Source organism: Nonomuraea sp. NPDC049750, from assembly GCF_040659625.1.
Classification (GTDB): domain Bacteria; phylum Actinomycetota; class Actinomycetes; order Streptosporangiales; family Streptosporangiaceae; genus Nonomuraea.
The window spans coordinates 592815-606247 of record NZ_JBFANB010000001.1 but is presented as its reverse complement, the minus strand read 5'-3'; the positions used below and the strand labels follow the sequence as shown (position 1 = coordinate 606247).

The following is a 13433-nucleotide window of genomic DNA, read 5'->3' as shown; positions in this document are numbered from 1 at the left end:
GGGAGCGCGACATGGCACGAGGGGGTCTGCGCGGCCTCATCGACCGGACGGCCGAGCGACATGCGGCCGGCCGGTCCGCGGCCGACCGGCCTGCGGCTGACCAGTCCGCGGCCGACCAGTCTGCGGCCGACCACGACGACAGCCTCTGCCGGTGCGAGCTGTGTGCCGCGCCCATCCCCGCCGACCACCGGCACCTGCTCGAACCGGCGGTCCGCGAACCGCGCTGTGCCTGCCGCCCGTGCGCGCTGCTCTTCGAGCATCCACCGGCCGACGGGGACCGCTACCGCCTGGTGCCCGACCGCCGGTGGTACCTGCCGGACTTCGTCCTCGACGACGCCACCTGGGCGGCCCTGGACATTCCCGTCCAGATGGCCTTCGCCTGTCACGACTCGGCCGAGGGCCGGACCGTGATCCGATACCCCGGCCCGGCCGGCGCGGTCGAGGCCGCGGTCGAGCCGGCCGCCTGGGCCGCGGTGGAGGAGGCCAACCCCGTGCTGCGGCGGCTGGCCCCCGACGTGGAGGCGCTGCTGGTCAACCGGACGCGCGACGCGCGAGACCACTGGCTGGTGCCGATCGACGACTGCTTCGCCCTCGTCGCCGTGCTCAGGTCTCACTGGAAGGGCCTGGCCGGCGGCCAGGCCGTCTGGAACGAGGTCGGCGCCTTCTTCACCGAGCTGCGGCGCCGAGCCAAGCCCATGCCCATGGGCGTGTCGAAAGGAGTTCCACGATGACCGGCTCCATCAAGGTGGGCCGCCCCCAAGCGCGGCCCGACATGACCGCGCACCTGAAGGGCGTCCACGAGGGCAACTCGGTCGGCAACTACGAGCAGCAACCGGGTCACCTTCCCGACGGCCGCTCGACGGCGGCGCGATCCACCGGGATCAACCCGAAGGACCACGACCCGATCGACCCGGCCATGCCCAACCTGTCCCCGGCATGAGGCCGGACTCCGCCTTCGCCACGCGGGAGGACGCGCCGCCGGCGCTCAGGTTCGTGATCGAGAGCGCCGAGGCGGTGGAGTTCGCCGCGGTGCCGACGGTGCGGTTCACGCTGCGGATCGACGGCGCCGGCCCGTCGCCGATCCGCACCGTCGCGCTGGACACCCACATCCGCATCGACGCCGCTCGGCGCCAGTACGACCCGCCCACCCGGCGGCGGCTCACCGACCTGTTCGGCGCGCCCGAGGATTGGGGCCGGACGTCGAGGAGCCTGCTGTGGGCGCGGACGGTGACGCAGGTGCCCGGCTTCGACGGGCACACGGTGGCGAGCATCGACGTGGCCTGCACGTATGACTTCGAGGTAGCGGTCGCCAAGTACTTCCACTGCCTGCCGGACGGTGAGGTCCCGCTGACCTTCCTGTTCAGCGGGACGATCTTCTACCTTGACGCCGGCCTGCTGCGGGCGGCCCGGATCCCGTGGGACACCGACGTCGCGTTCCGGATGCCGGTCCAGGTCTGGAAGGACGTCATGGAGCACTACTTCCCGCGCGGCGCCTGGCTCCGGCTGGACCGCGACGCCTTCGACCGGCTGTACGACTACAAGGTCCGGCACACGCTGGCGACCTGGGACGACGTCGTGACGGCGCTTTTGGCACGTGGACAGGGCGAGGGCTGACCGATGGACCAGGTGACAAAGGTCGCGCGCGCGGTGCTGTACGAGGGCTACCTGCTGTGGCCCTACCGCCCCTCGGCGCTCAAGAACGCGCAGCGCTGGACCCTGGGCGGCGTCTACCCGGAGCGGTGCGCCGAGACGGGCGACTCCTCGCTGATGCGCACCCAGGTGCTGATCGAGGCGGACCCGGCCGACACCGTCGACGTCCATGTGTGCTTCCTGCACTCCGTCGCCCGCCAGGTCGCGCGCGGCACCGGCGAGGAGCTCGTGCCGGTCGCGGAGCTGACGGCCGGGGGCGAGCGCCACGTGGCCAGGGACGAGGCGACCGAGCGGGAGGTCGCCGCGCTCGGGCTCGACCTCGCGGGTCTCGTCCGGCGGGCCGCCGTGGTGGACATCGACATACCCGAGGGCGGGGACGTCGAATGGCTGATCGGCCCGGACGGGCGCGGGGTCGGGGCGCTTTCGCGCAGCTGGCGGGGGCTGCGCGGGCGGGTCGAGATCAGCGCGGAGCGCCCGGCGCCCGGCCTCTTCCGGATCACCGTCGAGGTCGCCAACACGACCGGCTGGGCGGGCGGCAGCCGTACCGAAGGGCTGAAACAGGCGTTCCTCTCCGCGCACACGGTCCTGCACGCGCCGCGCGGCGGGTTCGTCTCCCTGACCGACCCGCCGGAGGAGCTGCGGCCGCTCGCGGAAGGCTGCGACAACGCCGGCGCCTGGCCGGTTCTGGTGGGTGAGGAGGGCGAGCGGCACACCATGCTGTCGGCGCCGATCATCCTGTACGACTACCCCCGGATCGCGCCGGAGAGCCCGGGTGACCTCTTCGACGCCACCGAGATCGACCAGTTGCTCACCCTGAGCGTGCTCGCCCTGACCGAGGAGGAGCGGCGGGAGATCCGCGACGGCGATCCCCGGGCCAGGGAGATCCTCGACCGATGCGCCTCGCTCACACCCGAGCGGCTCATGCGGTTGCACGGCACGGTACGCGAGATCCGTCCGCTGATCGAACAGGAGCCGGTACATGACCGCGACGGATGACTTCTGGGCCCGGATGGAACGACGGGGCCCGGACACGGTGATCGTGGACGGCGTGACGCTCGGCGCGGGCAGCCGGGTGCGGCTGCGCCCACGTTCGCGCGCCGACGTCTTCGACCTCGCGCTCGGCGGCCGGGTGGCCGTCGTCGAGAGCGTCGAACAGGACGAGGCGGGCGCCCTCCACCTGGCCGTCACCCTTGAGGAGGATCCCGGCCGCGACCTGGGAGAGGCGAAACTGCCCGGACACCGGTTCTTCTACTCCGCCGAGGAGGTGGAGCCGATCGTCGCGGAGAGCCAGCCCGCCCGCGTCCTGGTCGCGGGCATCGGCAACATCTTCCTGGGCGACGACGGTTTCGGCGTCGAGGTGGCGCGGCTGCTGGCGGCCGAGGACCTGCCTCCCGGAGTGGACGTCGTGGACTTCGGGATCCGCGGCATGGACCTGGCCTACGCGCTGCAACGCGACTACGACACGGTGATCTTCGTGGACGCCGCGCCCCGTGGGGAGGCTCCCGGGACGCTGACCGTGCTCGAACCGGCCGAGCCGGAGGCGGGCGTGCCCATGGAGACCCACGGCATGGACCCGGTACGCGTGCTCCGGCTGGCCGCCGAGCTGGGCCGGATACCGCGCCGGGTGCTCGTCGTCGCCTGCGAACCGGAGACCGTGATGACCGGGGCGCCGGACGAAGACGTGCTGGTCGAGCTGAGTGAGCCGGTACGCGCCGCCCTCGGCCCGGCACTCAAGACGGTCCGATCCCTTGTCGAGACTTGATCGAAGCCATCGATGGAGCGGGGTTACCGAAAACCGAGGAGGTGGAAACGGATGAGGAAGGGGCCTGTGGTGGCTCTGGTGACGCTGTGCGCGGCCGTCGCGATGATCGCCGCGCAATGGCCGGAGATCAAGCGCTACCTGAACATGAGAAGGATGTAGGCACTTCATGCATGAGCTAGGAATGTGCGAGGGCCTGGTCGACCTGGTCCGGCAGCAGGCGGACGGCCGGCGGGTCACCGGGCTGCGGGTCCGGATCGGCGCCCGCCACGCGGTCGTGGGCGAGGCGTTCGACCATGCCTTCGCGCTCGCCGCCGAGGGCAGCGCCGCCGAGGGGGCGGCGCTCGACCTCGTCGTCACGCCCGTCACCGTGGACTGCGGGGCCTGCGGTCACCAGTCGGAGTCCGTCGACGTGCTCGCGGTCTGCGCGCGATGCGGCGACGACGACGTGGACGTCCGCGGCGGCGACGAGCTGGTCCTGGAATCGGTCCAGTTCAAGGACGGGTCGGCCCTGGAATCAGACCGGTTCGAGGAGGAAGCCGATGTGCCTCGGGATCCCCGGTGAGCTGGTGGGCGACGTCGAGGAGCACACCGACCTCGCCATGGTGGACGTCAGCGGGGTACGCCGCCGCATCAACATGGGGCTGCTCGCCGACGACCACCTCAAGCCCGGCGACTGGGTGCTCGTCCACGTGGGCTTCGCCCTGTCGAAGATCTCCGAGTCCGAGGCCAAGGCCGTGATGGACATGCTGCACGGCCTCGGGCAGGCCTACACCGACGAGATCGACGCGCTCAAGGAATCGGACATCTCATGACCCTCCTCTGCAAGGAGCGCGATGCGCTTCGTCGATGAGTTCCGCGACGCCGACGCGGCCCGCGCGCTGGCCGCGCGGATAGCCGCCCGGTGCGAGCCGGGACGCCGGTACAAGTTCATGGAGGTGTGCGGCGGACACACGCACACCATCTACAAGCACGGCATCGAGGACTACCTGCCGGAGGCCGTGACGCTCGTGCACGGGCCGGGCTGTCCCGTCTGCGTCATCCCCATGGGCCGGGTGGACGACGCCGTCCACATCGCCCGGCAACCCGATGTGATCATGACGTCGTTCGGCGACATGATGCGGGTGCCCGGGGGAGCGGCCACGTTCCTGGATGCCAAGGCCCAGGGCGCCGACATCCGGATGGTCTATTCGCCGCTCGACGCGCTCAAGATCGCCCGGGACAATCCGGACCGGCGGGTCGTGTTCATGGCGATCGGCTTCGAGACCACGGCGCCGTCGACGGCGGTGACCGTGCTGCGGGCGGCCGAGGAGGGCATCGACAACTTCTCCGTCTTCTGCAACCACGTCCTGATCATCCCGGCCGTCAAGGCGATCCTCGACTCGCCCGACCTGCGGCTCGACGGCTTCATCGGGCCCGGCCACGTCTCGACGGTCATCGGCTGCCGGCCGTACGAGTTCATCGCGCGCGACTACCGGCAGCCGTTCGTGGTCGCCGGGTTCGAGCCGCTCGACATCCTCCACGCGGTCGACCTGCTGCTCGGCCAGCTGGCCGAGGGCCGTGGCGAGGTGGAGAACCAGTACGCGCGGGTGGTCCCGTGGGAGGGCAACCGGATCGCCATGGAGGCGATCGGGACGGTCATGCGCGTGCGCCCGCACTTCGAGTGGCGGGGGCTCGGCTTCATCTCGCACTCGGCGCTGGGGATGGCCGAGGAGTACGCCGCCTTCGACGCGGAGCGGATCTTCGACATCCCCGGTACGCGCATCGCCGATCCCATGGCGTGCCAGTGCGGCGAAGTGCTCAAGGGAGTGCTCAAGCCGTGGGAGTGCAAGGTGTTCGGCACCGCGTGCACCCCGGAGACGCCGATCGGGACCTGCATGGTCTCGTCGGAGGGAGCGTGCGCGGCGTACTACAACTTCGGCCGGTTCAGCCGGGAACGAGTGCGGGAGGCGACCCGGGCATGACCACCGAGAAGCAGGTCCTCGACCGGATCGAGCGCGTACGGCGCCGCCGCGCGGTGGTCCGGGAGGAACGCATCACCCTGGCGCACGGCTCCGGCGGCAAGGCGACCCGGACCCTGATCGACGCGGTCTTCCTGGAGGCGTTCCGCAATCCGCTGCTCGCCCCGCTGGAGGACGGGGCCACGCTGGCGCTGAACGGCTCCCGCGCGGTGTTCACCACCGACGCGTTCGTGGTCTCCCCGCTGTTCTTCCCCGGCGGCGACATCGGCGACCTGGCGGTCAACGGCACCGTGAACGACCTCGCGGTGTGCGGGGCCCGTCCGCTGTACCTGTCCGCCGGGTTCATTCTCGAAGAGGGGTTCCCGGTCGGCGACCTGCGGCGGATCGTCGCCTCGATGGCGGCCGCGGCGGAGGCGGCGGGCGTCACGATCGTCACCGGCGACACCAAGGTCGTCCAGCGGGGCAAGGCCGACGGCTGCTACATCACCACCGCCGGGGTCGGCGTCGTCGAACGCCCGGCCACGCCGTCCATCTCCGCCGCCCGGCCCGGTGACGCGGTCATCGTGTCCGGGCCGATCGGCGAGCACGGCGTCGCCATCATGCTGGCCCGTGGCGAGCTCGGCATCGAGGCGGACACGGTCTCGGACACCGCCCCGTTGAACGGCCTGGTGGCCGAGCTGCTGGACGCCCTCCCCACCCAGGTGCGGACGTTGCGGGACGCCACCCGTGGCGGGGTGGCCACTGTGCTGAACGAGGTGGCGGGCGCCTCGGGCGTCTCCGTGGTGATGGACGAGGAGTCCGTACCGGTCCAGCCCGCCGTCACCGGGATGTGCGAATTGCTCGGGATCGACCCGCTGTACGTCGCCTGCGAAGGGCGGCTGGTCGCCGTCGTCGACGGCGAGCACGCCGAGCGGGCGGTGGACATCATGCGCGGCCATCCGGTCGGCGCCGGGGCCGCGATCATCGGGTGGGTCGGGGAGGATCCGCCCGGACTGGTGCTGCTGAGGACCGCCTTCGGCGGCACCCGCATCGTGGACCTGCTGGTCGGCGACCCGCTGCCGCGCATCTGCTGACACCCGGTGTCGTGTTCAGCGGGTCGCTCGATCCCGAGCGCCCGCCACCACGGCCTGCCCGAGACTGATGCCGCCGTCGTTGCAGGGGATGCGCCGGTGCAGCAGGACGCGCAGGCCGTGGCGGCGCAGCCCGTCGACCACGGCGCCGAGGAGGAGGGTGTTGCAGAACACCCCGCCGGACAACGCCACCACCTCCAGCCCGTTGGTGGCCGCGACCCGCGTCGTGGCCGTCACCACCGCCTCGGCCAGCCCGTGGTGGAAGCGCGCCGCGATCACCTCTGACGCCTCGCCCCGGCGAAGGTCGCCGACGACCGCGCGGATCAGGTCGGTGCTGCGGATGACCGTTCCGGCGACGTCGACCGGATAGCCGCCGCGGACGCCCGGGTCGGCCCGCTGCTCCAGCTCCACCGCCGCCTGTCCGTCGTAGGTGACCGTGTCCCGGATCCCGAGCAGCGCGGACACCGCGTCGAACAGCCGCCCGGCGCTCGACGTCACCCGCTGCGCCGGGCCGTTCGCCACGAGCGCCGCCACGGCCGGCCACCGGTCCTGGTTGCGGCGGACCACGTCGAGGTCGTCGAAGTCCTTGGGGCCGTACGCGCTGTGCAGGAAGGCCGCGGCCATCCGCCAGGGCTGCCTGATCGCCGTCACGCCGCCGGGCATCGGCACCGGCTCCAGGTGCCCGGCCCGCTCGAAGCCCGCCAGGTCGGCCACGAGCAGCTCGCCGCCCCAGATCGTGCCGTCCGTGCCGTACCCCGTGCCGTCCAGGGCCACGCCGACGACCGGGCCGCTCTCGCCGTTGTCGGCCAGGCAGGAGGCGATGTGGGCGTGGTGGTGCTGTACGCCGAGCGGCTGGACGCCGTCGAGGGTGAGGGCGTACTTGGTGGACAGGTATTCCGGGTGGAGGTCGTGCGCCACCACCTCCGGCTCGATCCCGAACAGCCGCCGGAAGTGGGCGACGCCGCCGGCGAAGGCCTGCATCGTCGCGTAGTTCTCCAGGTCGCCCAGGTGCTGGGAGACGAACGCGTGGCTGCCCGTCGCCAGGCAGAAGGTGCTCTTGAGCTGCGCTCCGCAGGCGAGAACCGGGCGGGGGAACGTCCAGGGCAGCGCGAGCGGCGCGGGAGCGTGCCCACGGGCTCGCCGTACCGGAACCTCCGTGTCGCGGAAGACCCGGACCACCGAGTCGTCAAGGCCCGCGTGAATCGGCCGATCGTGGGTGAGGAAGGCGTCGGCGGCCAGCCGCCGCGCGTCCTCGTCGCGGTGCGCGATGGGCTCGCCCGACAGGTTCCCGCTGGTCAGTACGAAGGGGCGGCCCAGTTCGCGGGCCAGCAAGTGGTGCAGGGGCGTGTACGGCAGGAGCACGCCGATGTCCCGGTTGCCGGGCGCCACCGAGACGGCGATGGGCGAGCCGGGGCGTCGTGGCAGCAGCACGATCGGGCGGCGCGCGCCGGTGAGGGCGGCGACCACCCCGCTCGCCTCACCGTCCAGTTCACACAGCTCGCGTACGGTGGCCAGGTCCGGCGCCATCACGGCGAACGCCTTGTCGCCACGGTGCTTGCGGGCCCGCAGCGCCGCCACCGCGTCCTCGTCGGCGGCGTCCACGGCGAGATGATGGCCGCCGAGTCCCTTCACCGCGAGGATGGAACCACCGCGGAGCAGCGCCGCCGCCTCGGACACCGGATCGCCCGCGACCATCGTGCCGTCGGACGTGTGCAGGACGAGGGTGGGACCGCAGGCGGGGCAGCACACCGGCTGGGCGTGGAAGCGACGATCGCGGGGATCGCGATACTCCGCCGCGCATGCCGTACACATGGCGAAGGTCCGCATGGTGGTCGCGGCCCGGTCGTACGGGATGGCCGTGATGATCGTGAATCTGGGGCCGCAGTTGGTGCAGTTGACGAAGGGGTAGCGGTAGCGGCGGTCGGCCGGGTCGAACAGCTCGGCCAGGCAGTCGTCACAGGTCGCCGCGTCCGGCGACACGTGCGCGCGCGGGGCGCCGCCGATCACACCTGGTCCGCCGGTCTCGTTGCGGACGCTCATCTCGCTCGGTACGCACGTCCCGCCTGGTCTACCCGTCTCGCTCGGTACGCACGTCCCGCCTGGTCTACCCATCTCGCTCGGTACGCACGTCCCGCCTGATCTACCCGTTTCGCTCGGTCTGCCCGTCTCTCTAGGTCCGCCCGTCTCGCTTGGGACGATGCGAAAGCCGCGGGCGCCCGTGGGAGGCACTGATTCCACGCTCACCCGGTCCACGACCGCCAACGCGGGCGCGTTCCATCGGACCGCCTCGACCAGCGCGTTCACGGCCTCCGCTGGACCCTCGACCTCGATGAACACCCCGAAGCCGTCGTTGCCGACCGTGCCCGACAGGCCGTACTGGACGGCCAGGCCGTGGACGAACGGCCGGAACCCCACGCCCTGGACGATGCCCTCGACCCGGATCCGGGAGCGCACGATCGGGTCCAACGGTCAGTCCGCCTCGTCCAGTGCCCGCCGAACCGACTCCCACAGCACATGGCACACGGTGGCCTGCGCCTCCTGGATCCGATGTACGGATGAGGACGGGATGACCAGCAGATGATCGACGGCACCGCACTCGGCCAGCTGGCCGCCTCCCGAGCCCGCGAGCCCGACCGTCACCATGCCGAGGCGTTCGGCCTCCTGGAGCCCGCGCACGACGTTCAGCGAGCCGCCGCTCGTCGAGATGCCCATCGCGATGTCCGTACCGGTGCCCAGGGCGGCGAGCTGCCGGGCGAAGACCGCGTCGAAGCCGATGTCGTTGGTGAGCGCGGTCAGCAGCGCGACATCGGCCGTCAGCGACATCGCCGGTAGCCCTCTGTGTCCGTGGCCGGGAGCGAGGAACAGGTGGGCCACGGCCTGCGCGTCGGTGCTGCTGCCCCCGTTCCCGAAGGTGAAGAGTCGACCGCCGCCGGCGAATGCCGCGGCGAGCGCCCCGGCGCACGCGGCGATCCGGGGGCCGAGCAGGGTGAGCACCTCCCGCCGCAGCGCGACGATCTCCCTGGCCTTCTCCGCCGTGGAACGGGTCACCGTGGCCAGCAGCGAGTCGACATCGCCCGCCGCAGCGGACAGGAAGGGATAGAGCGCGTCGCTCACAGCCTTCTCCCCAGAGCCGCTCACTCCGGCACCGCTCTTTCCAGCACCGCTCACTCCGGCACCGCTCTTTCGGGCGCTGTTCTCTCCAGCACCGCGATGGCCTCTTTCGCGTGCACCAGGACCACGTCACCGGCCCGCGCGTCGACCAGCCGCACGCTGATCTCCTCCGCACCGACGGCGGTGTCGGCCAGTGCGAGGTGGCCGGGCAGCAGGGCGACGATCCGAACGGGTACGGCCGTGTCCGAGCAGGTCAGACACACCTCATCGGGACACTCCGCACTCGACCGGCCCGAATCTCCTGGCGAAGTCACCGGACTCGACTGGTCCGGATCTTCCGGCGAGGTCATCGGGAGACCTCCGTCGCCGTGAGCAGAGGGTCGTTCAAGAACACATGCACCAACTCCCACAGCACGTGATATGTCGTCATATGGAGCTCGCGGGCGACCCGCGGATCACGGCTGCGTGCCGTGAGAAGGTGATCCACCACCGCGCTGTCGAGCCCGCCCGCCTTGGTCAGCGCCAGCGTCGTCATGCCCATCTCACGCGCCACGGCGAGCCCCGCCGCCACCTCGTCACAGTCGTCGTCGATCGTGATGCCCACCGCGATGTCCCCGGTACGCCCGAGCAGCCGCAGCTGGGTCGCGAACACTCCCGCGCGGGCGAGCCCACTCATCGCCGACGCGTCATTGGCCAGCGACATGGCCGGCAGGGCGCGCTTCCCCACGATCACCGGATGAACGAACTCCACCGCGAGATGCGCCGCGTCGGCCGCGGACTGACCGGTGCCGAAGCTCAGCAACCGGCCTCCCAGATGGAAGCGCAGGGCCACGGCATGACACGCGCGAGCGATCAGCTCGGCATCCTCCGCCAGCGCGCGGCCGGCTTCGTCCCGTTCCTGGAGAGACGTGCCGAGAACGAGCGTCATGGATGATCCTTTCCTCGGCTCTCGATTCTCAGTGCCCAGGAAAAAAGGCTGGCAATCGCGTTTTACAGGAGGTTGGAGTTTCGTTTCCCTTTAGCGGCGACAAAGTATAAAAATGGTCGTGCTGGTGCAGAGAAAAGACCTCAACCGGCGCTGATTCGGTGGCGGAAAACCCAATAAGTCCAACTCTGGTAGAGCACCACCAGCGGCAGGAAAATCGCCGCGACCCTGGTCATGATGCCGAGCGTCTTCGGCGTCGAGGCCGCGTTCTGGAGGGTCAGGCTGTAGGCCGGGTTGACCGTCGAAGGCAGGACATCGGGATACAAGACCGCGAACAGGCAGATCACGGTCACGCCGACGGCGACCGCGGACAGCAGGAAGGCCCACCCCTGACGGCCCTTGGCGATGGCGCCGAGCGCGGCCACGAAGGAAAGAGCGGCGAGAGCGGCCAGGATCACCGTGCCGGGCCCGCCGCCGCGGAACTGCGTCCAGACCAGGAAGATCACCGCGAGCACGGCCGCGACGCCGCCGCTCCGCAGTGCCACTGTGGTCGCGCGCCGGCTGATCTCGCCGCTGGTCTTCAACGCCACGAAGACGGCGCCGTGCGTGAAGAACAGAAACAGCGTGGTCAGCCCGCCGAGCAGCGCGTACGGGTTGAGCAGATCCCCGACCGTACCCACGTAGTCGTGATGGGAATTGAGCTTCACGCCCCGCACGATGTTCGCGAACGCGACCCCCCACAGCAGCGCGGGCACGAACGAGCCGATCGCGATGCCCGTGTCGCACCACCGCCGCCACGTCACGGACCTCCGCTTGCCGCGATACTCGATGGCCACCCCGCGCACGATCAGCGCCAGCAGGATGAGCAGCAGCGGGACGTAGAACCCGCTGAACAGCGAGGCGTACCACTCGGGGAAGGCGGCGAACGTGGCGGCGCCGGCGGTGATCAGCCACACCTCGTTGCCGTCCCAGACGGGGCCGATCGTGTCGAGCATCGCCTGGCGTTCCGCGTCGTTCCGTCCCATGACGTGCAGCAGCATGCCGACGCCGAAGTCAAACCCCTCCAGGACGAAGTAGCCGACCCACAGGATGGCTATGGCCACGAACCAGATCTCGGTGAGCTCCACTACCCGATCCCCCTAGTAGGCGAAGGACGTCTCGCCGCCGTCCTGCGGTTCGGCACCGTCGGCGGGCGGCGGGGCCGCTCTGCCGTACTTGACCATGAGGCCGACCTCCACCAGGGCCAGCGCGCCGTACAGGGCGGTGAAGACGATCAGCGAGGTGAGTACGGTCCCCGCGCCGACGCTCGGTGAGACGCCACGGGCGGTCTTCATCTGGCTGAAGACGATCCACGGCTGCCTGGCCATCTCGGTGAAGATCCACCCGAAGCTGTTCGCGAGGAAGGGCAGCACGACCGACCAGACGGCGGCCTTCCAGATCCAGTCCTTGCCGTGGATCCGTCGTCCACGGGTCATCCAGAGCAGGAGGAGCGCCACCAGCGCGGCGAGCATGCCGAAGCCGATCATCAGCCGGAAACCCCAGTAGGCGACCGGGATGTAGGGACGGTAGTCGCCCGGTCCGAACCTGCGCTCGTAGTCCGCCTGGACGTTGTTGACGCCCTCGACCTTGCCGCTGAACGAGCCGGTGGCCAGCTGGGACAGCAGGCCCGGGATCTCCAGCTGGTAGATCGGCTTGGTGCCGTCCAGCGTCCCGATGGTGAACAGGGAGAACGGCGCGGGCTGCCGCGTCTCGTAGAGCGCCTCGGCGGCGGCCATCTTCATCGGCTGGGTCTGCGTCATGATCTTGCCGAGCAGGTCCCCGGAGACGAGGGTGCCGAGCGCGCCCAGCAGCACCGCCACGATGCCCAGCCGAAGCGACGGACGAAAGATGTCAATATCCCGCTTTCTAGCCAGATGCCAGGCGGAAACCGCCATGAAGATCACCCCACCGGCCAGCCAGCACCCGAAGATCGTGTGCGGAAAGGTGACCAGCAGCACCTTGTTGCTCAACACGGCCCCGAAGTCGACCAGTTCAGCCCGCCCGTCGAGCCGGAAGCCCACCGGCCACTGCATGAACGAGTTGGCGGCCAGAATGAAGTAGGCGGACAATACCGTGCCGAACGCGACAATCCAGATACACGCGAGATGCACCTTCTGCGGCAGCCGCTCCCAACCGAAGAGCCACAGCCCGAGAAACGTCGACTCCAGAAAGAACGCCAGCAGCGCCTCCAGCGCGAGTGGCGCCCCGAAGATGTCGCCGACGAACCTTGAATAGCTACTCCAGTTCATCCCGAACTGGAATTCCTGCACGATCCCCGTCACCACGCCCATGGCGAAGTTGATCAGGAAGAGCGTCCCGAAGAACTTGGTGGCGCGAAGGTAGGCCGCCTTGCCGGTCCACACCCAGGCCGTGTTCAGGATCGCCACCAGCAGTGACATCCCTATCGTGACTGGCACGAACAGGAAGTGGTACACCGTAGTGACCCCGAACTGCCAACGCGCGAGATCCAAGGCGTTCATGGCCACTACTGTACGTATCTGACCAAGCTCAGCGTGTCATGACACACTGGGCCGGAAGCAGCGCACTCGCCGGGTCAGGCTGTGTGTTCGTCGTGGCGGCTACCTGCGCTGACGAAGCCCTGACGGGGTGATCGCCGCCGTCATACGTCAGCCTTCGTCCGAACCCTTTCGGGAGTAGTTGATCCGCAGCGCTCCGGCTTGTGCGGTATCCCCGAACGTTCGCCGGGTATCCGTTCTTCCGCTCCCCCGAAGGGGGTACTCCTCCCAGAACCCCAGCCACGACGGACCGTCACCGGGATTGAGACGGTCGTGTGACGAACCATCCGGCGGCCCTTGTGGTCACCTGCGGTCACCCGCGAGCTCGTGGGTGATCGTCTTCGCGACACAAACGGGCTCCACACGCGTGCGACACTCGGTGTGACACTCCGTGTGACACCG

General features: G+C 70.1%; 15 protein-coding genes. 9 read left to right on the top strand and 6 right to left on the bottom strand.

Going from position 1 to position 13433, the window contains the following annotated elements:
• The first annotated feature begins 11 nt into the window (after positions 1 to 11).
• The 9 genes from AB0J16_RS02870 (at position 12) to hypE (ending at position 6443) form a co-directional block, all read left to right on the top strand.
• Positions 12 to 731 carry a DUF5947 family protein gene (locus tag AB0J16_RS02870; RefSeq protein ID WP_358533966.1) on the top strand — a complete coding sequence of 240 codons (720 nt, stop codon included), beginning with the start codon at positions 12 to 14 and terminating at the stop codon, positions 729 to 731.
• Positions 728 to 940: a hypothetical protein gene (locus tag AB0J16_RS02865; protein WP_358533963.1), complete on the top strand. Its 213-nt coding sequence runs from the start codon at positions 728 to 730 to the stop codon at positions 938 to 940. Before AB0J16_RS02870 ends, AB0J16_RS02865 begins: the two co-directional genes overlap by 4 nt.
• A complete protein-coding gene (locus AB0J16_RS02860) occupies positions 937 to 1614 on the top strand; it encodes a DUF6084 family protein (protein WP_358533960.1) in 678 nt (225 codons plus the stop codon). Before AB0J16_RS02865 ends, AB0J16_RS02860 begins: the two co-directional genes overlap by 4 nt.
• 3 nt (positions 1615 to 1617) lie before the next feature.
• A complete protein-coding gene (locus AB0J16_RS02855; RefSeq protein WP_358533957.1) occupies positions 1618 to 2646 on the top strand; it encodes a hypothetical protein in 1029 nt (342 codons plus the stop codon).
• Positions 2630 to 3412 carry a hydrogenase maturation protease gene (locus AB0J16_RS02850; protein ID WP_358533954.1) on the top strand — a complete coding sequence of 261 codons (783 nt, stop codon included), beginning with the start codon at positions 2630 to 2632 and terminating at the stop codon, positions 3410 to 3412. Before AB0J16_RS02855 ends, AB0J16_RS02850 begins: the two co-directional genes overlap by 17 nt.
• A gap of 166 nt (positions 3413 to 3578) precedes the next feature.
• Positions 3579 to 3974 (top strand): hydrogenase maturation nickel metallochaperone HypA, encoded by a 396-nt coding sequence (locus AB0J16_RS02845; RefSeq protein WP_358533952.1) that lies wholly within the window; start codon positions 3579 to 3581, stop codon positions 3972 to 3974.
• The gene (locus AB0J16_RS02840; protein WP_225301603.1) at positions 3952 to 4224 is read left to right on the top strand and encodes a HypC/HybG/HupF family hydrogenase formation chaperone; all 273 of its coding nucleotides are present in this window, start codon (positions 3952 to 3954) and stop codon (positions 4222 to 4224) included. Before AB0J16_RS02845 ends, AB0J16_RS02840 begins: the two co-directional genes overlap by 23 nt.
• 21 nt (positions 4225 to 4245) lie before the next feature.
• Entirely contained in the window at positions 4246 to 5373 is a 1128-nt protein-coding gene (hypD, locus tag AB0J16_RS02835; RefSeq protein WP_358533950.1) for a hydrogenase formation protein HypD, read from the top strand.
• Positions 5370 to 6443, top strand: a complete 1074-nt coding sequence (hypE, locus tag AB0J16_RS02830; protein ID WP_358533947.1) for a hydrogenase expression/formation protein HypE — start codon at positions 5370 to 5372, stop codon at positions 6441 to 6443. The genes hypD and hypE overlap by 4 nt, the downstream gene beginning before the upstream one ends.
• A 15-nt stretch (positions 6444 to 6458) precedes the next feature.
• On the opposite strand, the gene hypF is transcribed toward hypE, so the two are convergent.
• The 6 genes from hypF to AB0J16_RS02800 all read right to left on the bottom strand — a co-directional run bounded on the left by hypF (position 6459) and on the right by AB0J16_RS02800 (position 12995).
• Positions 6459 to 8894: a carbamoyltransferase HypF gene (hypF, locus tag AB0J16_RS02825; RefSeq protein WP_358533945.1), complete on the bottom strand. Its 2436-nt coding sequence runs from the start codon at positions 8892 to 8894 to the stop codon at positions 6459 to 6461.
• 15 nt (positions 8895 to 8909) lie between these two features.
• Positions 8910 to 9554: an SIS domain-containing protein gene (locus tag AB0J16_RS02820; RefSeq protein WP_358533940.1), complete on the bottom strand. Its 645-nt coding sequence runs from the start codon at positions 9552 to 9554 to the stop codon at positions 8910 to 8912.
• A 50-nt stretch (positions 9555 to 9604) separates the two neighbouring features.
• Complete coding sequence (locus AB0J16_RS02815) at positions 9605 to 9901, bottom strand: HypC/HybG/HupF family hydrogenase formation chaperone (protein WP_358533937.1); 297 nt, start codon at positions 9899 to 9901, stop codon at positions 9605 to 9607.
• On the bottom strand, positions 9898 to 10479 hold the full coding sequence (locus AB0J16_RS02810; protein ID WP_358533934.1) for an SIS domain-containing protein: 582 nt from the start codon (positions 10477 to 10479) through the stop codon (positions 9898 to 9900). The genes AB0J16_RS02815 and AB0J16_RS02810 overlap by 4 nt, the downstream gene beginning before the upstream one ends.
• Before the next feature lie 140 nt (positions 10480 to 10619).
• Entirely contained in the window at positions 10620 to 11603 is a 984-nt protein-coding gene (cydB, locus tag AB0J16_RS02805) for a cytochrome d ubiquinol oxidase subunit II (RefSeq protein WP_358533932.1), read from the bottom strand.
• A gap of 12 nt (positions 11604 to 11615) precedes the next feature.
• A complete protein-coding gene (locus AB0J16_RS02800; RefSeq protein ID WP_358533931.1) occupies positions 11616 to 12995 on the bottom strand; it encodes a cytochrome ubiquinol oxidase subunit I in 1380 nt (459 codons plus the stop codon).
• Positions 12996 to 13433: the final 438 nt, after the last annotated feature.

Excerpts from the sequence above, each read along its gene's own strand:
- hypD (WP_358533950.1), top strand. The coding sequence starts at position 4,246 with ATGCGCTTCGTCGATGAGTTCCGCGACGCCGACGCGGCCCGCGCGCTG.
- AB0J16_RS02815 (WP_358533937.1), bottom strand. The coding sequence starts at position 9,901 with ATGACCTCGCCGGAAGATCCGGACCAGTCGAGTCCGGTGACTTCGCCA.
- AB0J16_RS02845 (WP_358533952.1), top strand. The coding sequence starts at position 3,579 with ATGCATGAGCTAGGAATGTGCGAGGGCCTGGTCGACCTGGTCCGGCAG.
- AB0J16_RS02865 (WP_358533963.1), top strand. The coding sequence starts at position 728 with ATGACCGGCTCCATCAAGGTGGGCCGCCCCCAAGCGCGGCCCGACATG.
- AB0J16_RS02840 (WP_225301603.1), top strand. The coding sequence starts at position 3,952 with ATGTGCCTCGGGATCCCCGGTGAGCTGGTGGGCGACGTCGAGGAGCAC.
- AB0J16_RS02860 (WP_358533960.1), top strand. The coding sequence starts at position 937 with ATGAGGCCGGACTCCGCCTTCGCCACGCGGGAGGACGCGCCGCCGGCG.
- AB0J16_RS02810 (WP_358533934.1), bottom strand. The coding sequence starts at position 10,479 with ATGACGCTCGTTCTCGGCACGTCTCTCCAGGAACGGGACGAAGCCGGC.
- AB0J16_RS02850 (WP_358533954.1), top strand. The coding sequence starts at position 2,630 with ATGACCGCGACGGATGACTTCTGGGCCCGGATGGAACGACGGGGCCCG.
- AB0J16_RS02800 (WP_358533931.1), bottom strand. The coding sequence starts at position 12,995 with ATGAACGCCTTGGATCTCGCGCGTTGGCAGTTCGGGGTCACTACGGTG.
- hypE (WP_358533947.1), top strand. The coding sequence starts at position 5,370 with ATGACCACCGAGAAGCAGGTCCTCGACCGGATCGAGCGCGTACGGCGC.
- AB0J16_RS02855 (WP_358533957.1), top strand. The coding sequence starts at position 1,618 with ATGGACCAGGTGACAAAGGTCGCGCGCGCGGTGCTGTACGAGGGCTAC.
- AB0J16_RS02870 (WP_358533966.1), top strand. The coding sequence starts at position 12 with ATGGCACGAGGGGGTCTGCGCGGCCTCATCGACCGGACGGCCGAGCGA.